The organism is Burkholderia aenigmatica, from assembly GCF_902499175.1.
Lineage (GTDB): Bacteria > Pseudomonadota > Gammaproteobacteria > Burkholderiales > Burkholderiaceae > Burkholderia > Burkholderia aenigmatica.
Window position 1 is genome coordinate 1 of the sequence record NZ_CABVQC010000081.1, and the last position, 13,171, is coordinate 13,171.

Here is a 13,171-nt window from a genome sequence, read left to right on the forward strand (position 1 = left end):
TGACAGGAATATGAATCACTTCATAAACCTGACTTACTTTAGTGTGAGACTCTTGATACTTTCGCTATCTGATCCGAGGATCAGCTCGCTTCCATCAAGCGCCCACACTTATCGGCTGTTAATTTTTAAAGAGCATTCTGCGAGGAACTTCGTGTTTCTCAGCAGCGCTGCGTTTTCAGCAGCAGAGAAGCGAGATTATCAACCGTTTTTTCAAACTCGTCAACAACTTTTTTAACTACTTCGTTGCGACGACTGCGGTTTAATTTCGTGTGCACTGGAGTCGATAAATCCGACTTCAACAGCACCGCTTCCCTTCTTCCCCCCGCGCTGCGTTTCCGTTAGCGCGAAAGAGGCGTGATTCTAAGCACCAGCTTCCATCTCCGCAACCCCTTTTGTGAAATTATTTTGACATGCGGTCCCGGGGGTCGCTGAACCTCTCCAATGGTCATATATAAGCGACACGGCAGGAACCGTCTCGGTCGCCCGGAAACAGCCCCGCCGCATCGGAAGCGCAACCCTCCGTCGCTCACCGCCCCACCATCGCCCTCACCACGCCGTCGCGCCGAATCAGCCCGTGATACAGCGCAGCGGCAAAGTGCGCGAGGAACGTCGCGAAGAACAGATACGCCAGCACCCGATGCGCGACCCGGAGCCACGCGAACGTCACCGGATCCGCCGCCACGATCGCCGGCAGCTGCACACCACCGCCCAGCGTCACCGGATACCCGCCCGCCGACAGCATCGCCCAACCGATCAGCGGCATCGCGAGCATCAGCGCATACAGCACGAGATGCGACCCGTGCGCGGCAACCTTCTGCCACCACGGCAGATCCTCCGGCAATGCCGGCGGCTTCGACAGAACCCGCACCACGATCCGCACGCACACGAGCACCAGCACGGCGATGCCCAGCGGCTTGTGAATCGCCACCAAGACCGCATGCCGCTCCGAAACCGACGCCACCATCCCCACCCCGATGAACAGCATCGCGATGATCATTGCGGCCATCACCCAGTGCAGCACCCGCGCCGGCACACCAAACGTAGTAGAAGCCTTCATCACCGTCCCTCCGCACTCAACCGGGCCACGCCTGCCACGCCGGCCTCTTCACTCGTCCTGCGCAGATACGAATCCGCATAGGCCGCCGACCGCGCCGCCAGCAACGGATCCCCCGACACCTGAATCCCCTGCGGCAGCACCGTCGGGTCGTAATTCACATCGCGGCACGGCCCGCTGTCCTGCGCCTCCACGCGGTCGAGCACGAGCGTGCCCGCATCGATCGTCGTGCGCTGCGCGGGCCAGACCTTCGTCGCGTCGTCCACCGGATCGCCAGGCTCCGCCAGCGCGACCAGCAGCTTCCACTTCTGCGCACCGGCCGCGATGCGCTGCGTCACGTCCTGCTGCAGCACGTTCGGATCCGCGGCCGTCGCGACGTCGCCGGCGCCGGCCGTCTGCTCCGGCACGACACGCCACCGCACCGCCTGGCGCTTGCCGGCCGCATCGACGAAGTAGAACGCGTTCAATCCGTAATAACTTTCGGTGACGTAGCTCGCGCTCGGCTTCGCACCCTTCACCCATTCGCGGAACGCCCCCGTCTCCGGGTGTGCGCCGAAAAACGCCTTCACCTTCGCCGGATCGGGCTTGCCCGTCTTCGGATCGGGCCGGGTCGCCAGCAATTGCGCGTAGAACGCCTGCGGCGTCGCGACCGGAAACACGGGCATCGCGTTCATCCCGGTGCGCCATTGCTCGCCGTCCGGCGCGGTGAGCTTCAACGCGAGGCTGCGGATCGGCACGCTGCTGTCCGGCGCATACGGATTCCCGCCCGGCAAAGCGAAGCGCCCGACCACCGGCGTGCGCACCGCCTTGAAGAACGGCGCGACCGAATACGCGCTCGCGGCGCCGTTGCCTTCGAAGTAGCCGGTCACGCATACGCCCTTCGCGTGATTGCGCCGGAAACCCGGATGAACACCGCCGCCGGCCGTCTGCAACGCATCGACGATCCGGTGCGGGGTCAGACGCGCCGGCGCGAACCACGCGCCGACGTACCCGAACGCCACGGCCACGCCGGCCACCGCGCCGCCGATCGCGGCCCAGCGCCACCCGCCGCGCCCGGGCTCGCGCTGCGGCGAAGAAGAGGAAGAAGATCGCTCCATTGAATGTGCTCCCGACCGTCAGGTCATTGTCGAACCCGCGTAGGACGCCGCCCCCGCCGCTTTATTCCACGAAAAATTTTTTCCTATGCTGGTGGAATAAGCGGCGCCGACCGGCGTCCTACGCAGCATCTCGACCCATTCGGCAACCGGCCCGGCCATGCCCTCCACCGCCCTCGACGACGACGCGCTGCGCGAACTCATTCCCAGGCTGCGACGCTTCGCGCTCTGGCTCGCGCGCGACGTCCACGCGGCCGACGATCTCGTCCAGTCGACGCTCGAGCGCGCGCTGTCGCGCTGGACAAGCCGCCGCGACGACGCGTCATTGCGCAGCTGGCTCTTCACGATCCTGTATCGGCAGTTTCTCGACGGCAAACGCAGCGCGAAGCGCTACGCGTGGCTGCTCGGTCGCATCCGCGACGACGACGAAGCGCACTGGCCGTCCGCCGAACGAGAATTCGCGGCGCGCGCGACGCTCGAGGCATTCGGCCAGCTCTCGGACGAGCAGCGCAGCCTGCTGCTGCTCGTCGCGGTCGAGGGCTTCACCTATCAGGAAGTCGCCAGCCTGCTCGACGTGCCGATCGGCACCGTGATGTCGCGGCTCTCCCGCGCGCGCCAGACGCTGCGCCAGCTCAGCGACGGCGAGCTTCCCGCTCCTTCTCTCCGGTTGATGAAGAAATGAACACGCCTCCGAACGAACACGACCTTCAGGCCTACGTCGACGACCAGCTCGACGACGATGCACGCGCCGCGGTCGAGCGCTATCTCGCGCTGCATCCGGAGCGCGCGGAACAGGTGAAGCAATGGCAGCAGGATGCGCAGCGGCTGCGGGCCGCGCTCGAGAGCGTGCGGATGCCGGCGGATAACCCTGCACTGGATCCGGCGGCAATTCGTGGTCGGCGCATGGAACGCACGCGGATGCGGTTCGCGATGGCGGCTTCGTTCGTGTTCTGCGTCGGGCTGGGGACGTTGGGCGGGTGGCAAGCGCGCGGGTGGAACGCGCCGCCGCCCATCGCGCCGATGAGCGATGCGGTCGAGGCCTACCGGATGATGGTGGTCGATCAGACGGCGAAGGTCGATTACCGGCCGACAGGTGCGGGAGATTTGCAGGGGTGGCTCACCCGGCGCGTAGGCGCATCGGCGAAGCTGCCGGATTTGAGCGCGGCGGGGTTCAGGCCGGTCGGCGGACGGTTGTTCACGACGGACAGCGGGGCCACGGCTGCAATGGTGCTCTATGAGGATCCAGCTGGGCGAACGCTGAGCTTTTATCTGCGGCCGGCGGAATCGGTACATCGGCTGCTACCTGCCGGGCAACGCGTGGACGGCACGCTGCTGGCACGGTATGGGTCGGTGAACGGGCTCAACTATGCAGTGGTCGGGCCAGCCGGGAGCCTCGCGGAGAAAGCGGTCGTGCAGGCGCTCGATCAGCAGACTTGAGCGGTACAATGCGCGCCCTGCTGGCGGCCCTCAGTGGCCGCCAATGCCTCAAACGAGGCGGCTTCGCTGGCTTGAGCGTGCTCACGCTCACTGTTCGCCTGCACAGCGTTTCGACTGACTTTCCCGGCCGGTTGTCCACACCGGCGCGCCTTCGGTGCCCTCACCCTTTGAGGTCACAGGGTTTCGAGTCGCCATGGAACTGAATATCCACATCGATCGTGGCGGCACCGCGCGCGGTCATCGATCAGCTTGCCCACCTTCGGTCTGCACAGCGTTTCGGGTTGCTTTGGCGTGCGATATCCACAACCCGTGAGATAGCGCGAACACCTGCTCCGAATTCGATTACCCTCACTCGCCGAATGCACAGGCCTTCGAGTGCTTTGACTTCTCGATATCCACAAGGCATTCCATCACGACGAATCACGCAAAAGCTTTCCGCATCATCGGTTCCATTCCGGAAAGACCTTGCCAGACAAGGCGTTCGGGCCGATTCATGTGGTCGAATGCACGGCACTCACCCGTTCGGCGCACAGCGATTCGACTGATTGGGTGTGCGGGTTGTCCACACGTAGCCGCCGGCAGGCGCATGAAACGCGATGCACATTCCGCATGTGCCCACGTCGTAGAACCGGTAGCCCGCCGTCCAGTCGTGCACTTGCGCACTCGGATCGGCGTGTCACGGTCAGAATTCGCCCGGATCCGCGCCCGGCTTGCGATCCGGATGCATGCTCACCGCTTGCTTGCACAGCGTTCCTCGTCGTTTGGTATCGCGGTTATCCACATACGAAGGCGGCCCCCTTCACCGCCTCCGAAGTCACTTGGTCAGATAAACCCTGAGGATCTCGCCGGTTTCCGGAGAAACGACATATTTGATCGACGTCCCGAGCGGACTCGCGTTACCGAGCCCGCGCATGCCGGGCGGCATCTTCGCCGAGAACGTCACGCTGATGACGGCGTCCTCGGGCTTCGGATCGACTCTGGCGGCACTTTCATCCTCGACGCAGATCTCGAAGTTGCGCAGGTCCTGCCCGGTCTTCGCAAAATCCTCATAGGCGGCCTTCAGGCCGAGCAGCGTCGCGGTATTGAGCCGAACGGAACATCGATCGACCGTGCCGAAATTCAGCTTACTCATGGTGTTCTCCGAATATCACGGGCACGCGCTCGTCTGCGGCACCTGTTGCGGCTCCAGGAAATACTGCGATTCGTCGGGGACGACGCCGTCCACGTAACGCCGGTCTTCCCATAACAATCGCCAGCGCGCCCGGATGAACAATCCCCTGAGATCATCCCTGACGTGCGGCGCTCGAACGCCTCGAATGAAATAATTGAAGCAACCGTCGTTGCGCGCACTGCGCTTGATGATCGGCAGGATACCCGGTCGCTTCGACCACTCGAAGACGACTGGCTCCCAGATGCCATCGCACGGCACTTTCTGGCCGGTCTTGATCACCGGGCCCACGGCTTGCGGAACCTCGGGCAGATCCGCCGGAAACACCGGATACGGAAGCGTGTAGAAGCCGTGCCCATAGGCATCCGGGGACAGCAGGAGATTGGCCGAACGCAGCTTTGCCATATCGCCGAATCGATTGCCCGGGTCGAACGGCGCATGGTCCATCTGGTATTCCGATGCGTGCAGCAGTTGGGCCAGCGCGTCGATCTTCGGCGGGTATGGGGCAATCTGCCCACCGCGATCCCAGTAATCGGGGTTAGGGTAGAAATACGCGTTCAGATGGTGATATTTCCAGAACACGTCCTCGAAAGGCCCATTGCTCTTCCAGACACGCCGGTTCCCTCGGGCCAACTCGGTCAACCCTCGATCGTAAACCGCGAGAATGTCGGCGATGGCCGGAAAGTGGGTGTCCTGAATCGCCTCCGGATCGCCATCGGGCCACGTGTTCACGGCATGCTCGTACGCGTTCGCGAATCGCGCAAACGCGTCGCGCTTGCGCGTCCAGAGCGACAGGCTGCTCACGCGTTGAAGCAGCCAGAAAATCTTGCGCCGCGCCGCGTCGTCCGTCAGGCGGTCAGTCGGGTCGTCCTGCCAGATCGTGTCCGTCATCCTTGATCCTCGCGCAACGGTGCCGGTTGTCTGTCCATCATGATTGCGCCGTTGCGTTCACGTCGGTTTGGTCGTTGCCCAGGCCGCTGCGTTTCAACACCTCTCGCAGACACACCGGACACACGTACTCACCGGCGTCCCACAGCGTTGTGAACGTGGCCTGATCGTCGATCCGAAACGTCGATTCAACGATGTCGATATCCGGCCCGAGCACCTTGCGCAAAAACGCTTCGTCAAACCAATACGAGGATTCATGCTTCCCCCTGGCATCGATCACCCGCACGACGTGACAATCGCGGATCACGTCGATCGTCAGAATCGCGGTTTCGATATCCGGTGAGGCCCGCGTCGGACGGATCAAGCCGTGAAGCTCGCATCGCGCGTATTGGCGAGGCCATTTCGCATTCGCCGCGACGATGGATGTATCGAACGCCTGCTCCTTCGTCGTCGGTTTATGCGGTGTCTCGCCGGAGCGCACCAGCAGTTCGTCCAGGCACGCCAGACACACATACGCGCGCAAGCGCTCCAGCGCCGCGATCTTCGGAAATGCCTTCACGTGTGCGACCCGATCGACAAAGGTCGCATCGACCTCGTACGCGTCGAGCTCGGCGCGCAGCATCCACATCTCCCAGCTGTATCTCGGCCGGTCGAGCGAGACCTTCACGAGTTCGCCGGGCAGACACTGTCCGCGCACCCTGATGCGTTCGGCAACATCCGTCGACGTTGTCGCCATCGAATCGTAGCCGTGCCGATGGCAGACCCTCGGTCCCATTACCTGCTCCCATTGCGAGCGCCGCTCGCGTCGCCCTGCTCTTTCTTCGGTTTCATCGCGTCGCGGAAAACGTCGATCGATCACACGCCACATTCGTGGCGTTCGATGATGGTCTGCCCCGGCCCGCGCCATGCGATCGAACGGTACGCGCTGCGAACGACGCCGATCTCCCGGTAATACTCGACGAGCGCCTGCGGGCTCCAGTCGCGGCCCGCGGAGAACAGCGCATCGAGCTCGACGAGCGCGGCCACGAGTGCCCGGCGGACGTCATCGTCTGCGATCGCGCGTTCCCAGCGATCGGTTTGCCGGGCGAAGCCCAACCGGACCAGCGCATGGGCGGAAGACTCCACGTCGGTCACGACCACCGCAACGTGGCCGGCAATATCCGTCACCACCATCTCATTGACAGGCGCCTTCATCGATCGCTTCGCCCTTCGTCATTCGTCGCGCTCCCGTCGATCCACTCGACCGCGAGCGCCAGCAGCTCGGGCAACTTGCCCGGGCCGCCATAGCCGGCGAATTCGGCATGGGTCGCGCGAACGGATATCCAGTCCGACTCGTCGCGCTCGATCGCCAGATCGAGCGCCTTGCCGGACGACGCGCCGCTGAGCTTCACCATCCATCCCGGATTGTCGAGCGAGGCGATCTCGATGCCGTGCGCGTGTTCCCACACGCCATCGCAGCGCGATGCGTACCAGCGCTGCAGCGCAGTCAGTGAATCAATCATGTGCCTGTGCCCCTCATCATCCGGCTCACATCGTGGTGAGCCATCTGACGATCTCTTCGATGTCCCGGCGAGACAGCCTCCCGACGCGATCGACGGACACCCCGTAGTCGAGATCGAACTTCACGTTGAATCGCTCGCCTTTGTAGCGGCAACACAGGACATCGGCTTCCGGCATCGACACGCGTTGCTCGAACACGATGTCGCCCGGGTGTTGCTGCAACCGGTGTACGACGGCATCGATCTCGAGTGCGTCGAGCCGGGTCAACGAAGAATCGCTCATGTCGTGAGCCTGTGCGCCAGACCCTCGCATCCTGAATGCCGGCGATTCTACAGACACAGCGGCTCGCGCATCGTCCGATGCCCTCACAGCTTGCCGTTTCGTTTATCCGATCGCTGCACGCAGTGCATATCCTGCACGGATCACAGTCGACGGACTGTGCTTATCCAAAGGTGTTAACAGAGTTCGTATACATACGTAGTGATAGTTAACAAACCCTGTGCCTCACAGTGGATAACGTCCCTAACCCCATGAATTCTCGACCGGAAGCTGGATGCATAACCTTGGGTGTGGCACGTGAACAGCTTCGTGGAGCACAGAACAACTTTTCGTCGATTCACAGCTGCGGCGACATATCCTCAATCGTTCCACTGTGAATCCAGAGGCTTATCGGACGGTTATCCAGAGGCCAATGTGGATAACCCCACAGCACATCGACGCGTTTTGCTGTGATGCGAACAGCTGAAGCCAGCGATCCCGGCATCGCGAGTCAGCATCGATCGTTGGCCCCCGCGCACCCCGATTCAAAAAATTTTCACGAAAGGGCTTGCGCTCCTTAAAAACGCTCTCTATAATTCGCGGCTTCTTAGGCTCGTAGCTCAGTTGGTTAGAGCACCACCTTGACATGGTGGGGGTCGTTGGTTCGAATCCAATCGAGCCTACCAACGAACAAAATGAAGGGGTCTGGCAGCACAACTTGCCTACAGGCAATGCGGCTCGCCAACATACAAACGCCACGCGGCAACATCGCGTGGCGTTTTTCTTTTTCCGTCCGAAACAACGCATGCCGCCCCGATGCGTTGCGCGATCCCCGGCATCGCATCCTGCCTCACCGACACCTCGACTTGCCATACGACGGACGCTGCACGGCAGGTAGAATCGTGTGCGACCGAAGCGGCTGCTTCGTACGCCGTTCGATCTTCACCGCTTCCGAACCGCATCAAAACAACGACGCGCGAGCCGCGCGACTGAGAGCACACGACCATGTCCGACGTTACGACCGCCACATCGTCCGCGAGCAACGACGAAATCGCCGCTTACGTCGGCAAGAGAGCTGCCTGGTTCGAGCGGAAATGGGAGATCGCCGCGTCGCGGAAGAACCGGCTGTCATGGAACTGGGCAGCCTGTTTCCTGGGCCCGGTCTGGATGGCGTATCGATCCATGTACTGGCAGGCGGCAGCCGTCCTTGGCGCGTCGCTCTCGATCACGCTGGTCGAGCTGCTGTTCTTCCCGAAATACTTCGAATCGAGCACGCTCGACCCGGTCACGATCGGGATCGCGGTGTCGCTCGGCTGGTACGGGAACAGCCTCTACAAGACGCACGTCGAACGTCAGATCGAGAAGCTGCGCCCGAACGCGACGTCGCGCGAATCGTTTCTCGCGCTGCTCGAAGCGCAGGGCGGCACGAACTGGCTCGCGGCGGCCGGTTTCGCGGTGGCAACGCCGTTACTCGGCATCCTGATCTACATGGAGGCCGGGACGTATTGATCGCAGGAACCGGCGGCTGGTCAGGCAGGGCGGCAGGACGGGGAAAGGGGGCATCGCGGCCGCGCGTGCGCACGGCACACCCGACGCACTCAGTGCAGATGCTTCAACTTGTCAGGATTCCGCACGACATAGATCGCGACGATCTTGCCGTCCTCGATCTCGAGCGCCGTGGTCTGCAGCTCGCCGTCGGACTCCAGCGTGACGATGCCCGGCAGCCCGTTGATGAAGCCCGCGCGCACGAGCTTCGATGCATGCGTGGCGAACAGCTCGGCCAGATGCTCGTGCACCTTCATCACGCGCTCGAAGCCGAACACCGGCTTGCCCGCGGCCGTGCGCTTGCCGCCGCCGTCCGAATGCAGGCTCACGTCCTCGGCGAGCATCGCGCCGAGCGCGCGCATGTCGCCGCTGCGCGACGCCGCGAAAAACGCTTCCGCCAATTCGATCCCGCGCTGCTTCTCGACATGGAAACGTGGCCGCGCCTCGCGCACATGCGTGCGGGCCCGCGCGGCGAGCTGCCGGCATGCGGCCGGGTCGCGCTGGATCGTCGTGGCCACTTCGTCGAACTCGACACCGAACACATCGTGCAGCAGGAACGCCGCGCGTTCGAGCGGCGAGAGCCGTTCGAGCGCGAGCAGCAGCGGCAGCGTGACGTCTTCCTGTTCATCTTCCTCGACGACCGGCTCGGGCAGCCACGGGCCGACATAGGTCTCGCGCTGGTGCCGCGCGGACTTCAGCTGGTCGAGGCACATGCGCATCACCATGCGGCGCAGGAACGCTTCCGGTACGCGCACCTCGGTGCGGTCGACGTCCATCCAGCGGATAAATGCCTCCTGCACCATGTCCTCGGCATCCGCGACGGAACCGAGCATCCGGTACGCGACGCGGATCAGCGTGCGGCGCAGCGGGTCGAAGCTCGCGGCCGCATCGGCCCGTTCTTCGACGCTGCCCTTGGCCGGGTCGAGGTTCGGCATCAGGCCACCATCTTCGCGGCGGCGGCCTTCGCGTCGGCCGGATCGATCCACAGCCCGAAGCCGACCGCGAGACGGTTCCAGCCGTTGATCACGTTGATCATCAGCGTGAGTTTCACCTGTTCCTCCTGGCTGAAGTGGTCGTTCAACGCCGCGTAGGCTGCTTCGTGCGCTGCGTGGCTCTCCGACAGCCGCGTGAGTGCGTCGGTCCAGCCGAGCGCCGCGCGCTCGCGGTCGGTGTAGCAGGGCGCTTCGCGCCACGCGGACAGCAGGTAGATGCGCTGCTCGGTCTCGCCTTGCTCGCGTGCCTCGGCCGTGTGCATGTTAATGCAGTTCGCGCACGCGTTGATCTGCGACGCGCGGATCTTGACCAGCTCGATGAGCGTCGGCTCGAGGCTCTGCGCGGCGGCGACCGAAATGGTCATCCAGTTCTTCATCAGGGCGGGCGCGGCGGCAAACGGATTGAGTTTCGCAGTCATGGTCCTTCTCCTTTCATGTGGGTTCCGGTGATATGACGAGCGAGCCCCCCGCGGGTGTGACATCGGCGCAAAAAATTTTTCGAAGCCGGCGAGCGGACCGATGCGAAAGGCCGCCGGGCAAGGGCGGGCAGGGTGCGCGTCGAACGCGAAAAATGCGGCGAGCATGCTTCGTGCGCCCGTGCAGGTCAGACGATTCCGCGTTCACGTCATGGTGACGATCGCCGCCGCGTGAACGGCCCGCGGCGTGCGTCGATCGCAACGGGCGACGCCCGCACCTCGATATGCGCTGATGTCAGCAATTGACAGGTGATCGGTTACTTACATTTACATTTCGCTGCCGTTTCGTCCGCATCTCGATCAGCAGCATTCACATTTCTAGCCCATACTGTTCTGCACGGGCAGATGAAGTGACGCCGCATGTGCGGCCCGGCGCGCGCGCCGGCTGCCCGACGACGCAGCAGCAGGTCGCACGTCAGCCGCGCGCATCACGCGCAAGGCTTTCCTTTTTCCGGCAACGCAACGCAGCGAATCGCGACGTGGACGGTAAACCGATGAGCCTCCTTGCATCACAGCTTCAGCGCCGTTACCAGGACGTGCGCGCGCATAGCGTCGCGTTGACCGCGACGCTCTCCGCCGAAGACCAGGCCGTGCAGTCGATGCCCGACGCCAGTCCGACGAAATGGCACCTCGCGCATACGACCTGGTTCTTCGAAACCGTCGTGCTGATGCGTCGCGTGCCCGGCTACGCGCCGTTCGACGCGGCCTTCCAGTTCCTCTTCAATTCCTATTACGAAGCGCTCGGCCCGCGGCATCCGCGGCCGCAACGCGGGCTGCTCACACGTCCGTCGCTCGACGAAGTGCATGCGTACCGGCAGTCCGTCGACGATGCAATGCTGCGCGCACTGGCCGGTGCCGATCCGGCGCTGCTCGAGACGATCGCGCCCGAGGTCGTGCTCGGCCTGCATCACGAGCAGCAGCACCAGGAGCTGATCGTCACCGACATGCTGCACGCGTTCTCGTGCAACCCGCTGAAGCCGGCGTTCCGGCCGCGCAACGGGACGGACGCGGGTGCAATGGCCGCGGGCGACGCCGGCGCGCAGCACTGGCTGCACCAGCCGGGCGGGCTCGTCGAGATCGGCCACGACGGCGATGCGTTCTCGTTCGACAACGAACGGCCGCGCCATACGGCGCTCGTGCGGCCGTACGAGATCGCGAACCGCCTGGTGACGAATGCGGAATTCGCGGCGTTCGTCGCCGACGGCGGCTACACACGCCCCGAGTTCTGGCTGTCGGACGGCTGGGCCACGGTGCAGCGGGAAGGGTGGCAAGGGCCCGCGTACTGGATGCCCGACGACGACGATGCGGCCGCCACGCGCGTGCGGCGCACGTTCGGCCTGCACGGCGTCGAGCCGCTCGCACCCGACGCGCCGGTGTGTCACGTGAGCTTCTACGAAGCGGCCGCGTATGCGGAATGGGCCGGCGCACGCCTGCCGACCGAATTCGAATGGGAAGCCGCGTTCCCCGCCGAAGGCATCCGGCAAATGCTCGGGCACGTGTGGCAATGGACGCGCTCGTCCTACGAGCCGTATCCGGGCTTTCGGCCGCTCGCGGGTGTCGCGGCCGAATACAACGGCAAGTTCATGGTCGGCCAGCAAGTCCTGCGCGGCAGCAGCATCGCGACGCCGCCCGGGCACGAACGGCCGACGTACCGCAATTTCTTTCCGCCGGCCGCGCGCTGGCAATTCACGGGAGTGCGACTTGCGCGAGACGTCTGACCAGACGGCCACGAGCGGTGGCCAGCAACCCGCCCGCGATTCGCGGCCGAGCGCGTTCGAGCGCGACCTGATCGACGGACTGTCGTGTACGCCGCGCAGCATTCCGCCGAAATACTTCTACGATGCGGCCGGCTCCACGTTGTTCGACCGCATCTGCGAGTTGCCCGAGTATTACCCGACGCGCACCGAGCTCGGCATCCTGCGCGATCGCGCGGCCGAGATCGTGCGGCGTGTCGGCCCGCATGCGGAACTCGTCGAGTTCGGCGCGGGCTCGCTCGAGAAGATCCGCGTGCTGCTCGACGCGTTCGCGGGCAACTATGCGAACGCGCCGGCGCGCTACGTGCCGGTCGATATCTCGGCCGACTACCTGCACGATGCCGCCGCGCGGCTGCGTGCCGCGTATCCGTGGCTCGACGTCGCGCCGATCGCGGCCGACTACACGAAGGCCGAGCAACTGGCCGAGCTGACCGCGACACCGGCGCGGCGCATCGGCTTCTTTCCCGGTTCGACGATCGGCAACTTCTCGCCGGAAGAAGCCGATGCGTTCCTGCGCGATGCCGCGCGGTTGCTGCGTGGCGGCGGCTTGCTGGTCGGCGCCGATCTGGTGAAGGACGCGCGCACGCTGCACGACGCGTACAACGATGCGCAGGGCGTGACCGCGCAGTTCAACCTGAACCTGCTGGTGCGCGCGAACGCCGAGCTCGGCGCGGATTTCGACGTCGACGCGTTCTCGCACTGCGCGTTCTACGACAGCACGCGGCAGCGCATCGAGATGCATCTCGTCAGCGACATCGCGCAGACCGTGCACGTGCGCGGCCACGCATTCCGCTTCGACGCAGGCGAACGCATCCACACGGAGAATTCGCACAAGTTCACGATCGACGGCTTCCATGCGATCGCGCGCCGCGCAGGATTCGAGCCCGATACCGTGTGGACCGACGCGGACAACCTGTTCAGCGTGCACTGGCTGCGCAGCGTCGACGATATCCGCGCGTGACGCGTGCGCTTGCGGACCGCTCGCGTACGATGCGGGCGGTTTGC

General features: G+C 64.2%; 15 protein-coding genes and 1 tRNA gene. 6 read left to right on the forward strand and 10 right to left on the reverse strand.

The window, feature by feature from the left end; genetic code table 11:
• Positions 1–526 precede the first annotated feature (526 nt).
• Both BDO18943_RS36800 and BDO18943_RS36805 read right to left on the reverse strand, forming a co-directional pair.
• On the reverse strand, positions 527–1,057 hold the full coding sequence (locus tag BDO18943_RS36800; protein WP_175026057.1) for a cytochrome b: 531 nt from the start codon (positions 1,055–1,057) through the stop codon (positions 527–529).
• A complete protein-coding gene (locus tag BDO18943_RS36805; RefSeq protein ID WP_175026058.1) occupies positions 1,057–2,151 on the reverse strand; it encodes a catalase family peroxidase in 1,095 nt (364 codons plus the stop codon). Before BDO18943_RS36805 ends, BDO18943_RS36800 begins: the two co-directional genes overlap by 1 nt.
• A 157-nt stretch (positions 2,152–2,308) precedes the next feature.
• Here BDO18943_RS36805 and BDO18943_RS36810 point away from each other — a divergent pair, with 157 nt between their 5' ends.
• Both BDO18943_RS36810 and BDO18943_RS36815 read left to right on the forward strand, forming a co-directional pair.
• Positions 2,309–2,830, forward strand: a complete 522-nt coding sequence (locus BDO18943_RS36810) for a sigma-70 family RNA polymerase sigma factor (protein WP_175026059.1) — start codon at positions 2,309–2,311, stop codon at positions 2,828–2,830.
• A complete protein-coding gene (locus BDO18943_RS36815; RefSeq protein ID WP_175026060.1) occupies positions 2,827–3,585 on the forward strand; it encodes an anti-sigma factor family protein in 759 nt (252 codons plus the stop codon). The genes BDO18943_RS36810 and BDO18943_RS36815 overlap by 4 nt, the downstream gene beginning before the upstream one ends.
• Before the next feature lie 814 nt (positions 3,586–4,399).
• Here the strand turns inward: BDO18943_RS36815 and BDO18943_RS36820 are convergent.
• From BDO18943_RS36820 to BDO18943_RS36845, 6 genes are read right to left on the reverse strand one after another with little or no spacing between them, the layout of a single operon-like run.
• The gene (locus BDO18943_RS36820) at positions 4,400–4,717 is read right to left on the reverse strand and encodes a hypothetical protein (RefSeq protein WP_175026061.1); all 318 of its coding nucleotides are present in this window, start codon (positions 4,715–4,717) and stop codon (positions 4,400–4,402) included.
• Positions 4,718–4,732: 15 nt separating this feature from the next.
• Positions 4,733–5,644, reverse strand: coding sequence for an Imm72 family immunity protein (locus BDO18943_RS36825; RefSeq protein ID WP_175026062.1), 912 nt, complete (start codon positions 5,642–5,644; stop codon positions 4,733–4,735).
• Between the two features lie 37 nt (positions 5,645–5,681).
• A complete protein-coding gene (locus tag BDO18943_RS36830; protein WP_175026063.1) occupies positions 5,682–6,500 on the reverse strand; it encodes a hypothetical protein in 819 nt (272 codons plus the stop codon).
• Positions 6,497–6,835: a hypothetical protein gene (locus tag BDO18943_RS36835; protein WP_175026064.1), complete on the reverse strand. Its 339-nt coding sequence runs from the start codon at positions 6,833–6,835 to the stop codon at positions 6,497–6,499. The genes BDO18943_RS36830 and BDO18943_RS36835 overlap by 4 nt, the downstream gene beginning before the upstream one ends.
• Positions 6,832–7,143, reverse strand: a complete 312-nt coding sequence (locus BDO18943_RS36840; RefSeq protein WP_175026065.1) for an immunity 53 family protein — start codon at positions 7,141–7,143, stop codon at positions 6,832–6,834. Before BDO18943_RS36840 ends, BDO18943_RS36835 begins: the two co-directional genes overlap by 4 nt.
• Before the next feature lie 25 nt (positions 7,144–7,168).
• A complete protein-coding gene (locus tag BDO18943_RS36845) occupies positions 7,169–7,423 on the reverse strand; it encodes a hypothetical protein (RefSeq protein ID WP_175026066.1) in 255 nt (84 codons plus the stop codon).
• Between the two features lie 585 nt (positions 7,424–8,008).
• Between BDO18943_RS36845 and BDO18943_RS36850 the strand changes: the two genes are divergently transcribed.
• Positions 8,009–8,085 (forward strand) — tRNA-Val (locus BDO18943_RS36850).
• Positions 8,086–8,404: 319 nt separating this feature from the next.
• Positions 8,405–8,908 (forward strand): DUF2628 domain-containing protein, encoded by a 504-nt coding sequence (locus BDO18943_RS36855; RefSeq protein WP_175026067.1) that lies wholly within the window; start codon positions 8,405–8,407, stop codon positions 8,906–8,908.
• 89 nt (positions 8,909–8,997) lie between these two features.
• Here the strand turns inward: BDO18943_RS36855 and BDO18943_RS36860 are convergent, their stop codons facing one another.
• Positions 8,998–9,879 carry a sigma-70 family RNA polymerase sigma factor gene (locus BDO18943_RS36860; RefSeq protein ID WP_175026068.1) on the reverse strand — a complete coding sequence of 294 codons (882 nt, stop codon included), beginning with the start codon at positions 9,877–9,879 and terminating at the stop codon, positions 8,998–9,000.
• Positions 9,879–10,355 (reverse strand): carboxymuconolactone decarboxylase family protein, encoded by a 477-nt coding sequence (locus BDO18943_RS36865; RefSeq protein WP_175026069.1) that lies wholly within the window; start codon positions 10,353–10,355, stop codon positions 9,879–9,881. Before BDO18943_RS36865 ends, BDO18943_RS36860 begins: the two co-directional genes overlap by 1 nt.
• Before the next feature lie 551 nt (positions 10,356–10,906).
• Here BDO18943_RS36865 and egtB point away from each other — a divergent pair.
• The gene (gene egtB / locus BDO18943_RS36870) at positions 10,907–12,130 is read left to right on the forward strand and encodes an ergothioneine biosynthesis protein EgtB (RefSeq protein ID WP_175026070.1); all 1,224 of its coding nucleotides are present in this window, start codon (positions 10,907–10,909) and stop codon (positions 12,128–12,130) included.
• Complete coding sequence (gene egtD / locus BDO18943_RS36875) at positions 12,114–13,127, forward strand: L-histidine N(alpha)-methyltransferase (RefSeq protein WP_175026071.1); 1,014 nt, start codon at positions 12,114–12,116, stop codon at positions 13,125–13,127. Before egtB ends, egtD begins: the two co-directional genes overlap by 17 nt.
• The last annotated feature ends 44 nt before the right edge of the window (positions 13,128–13,171 follow it).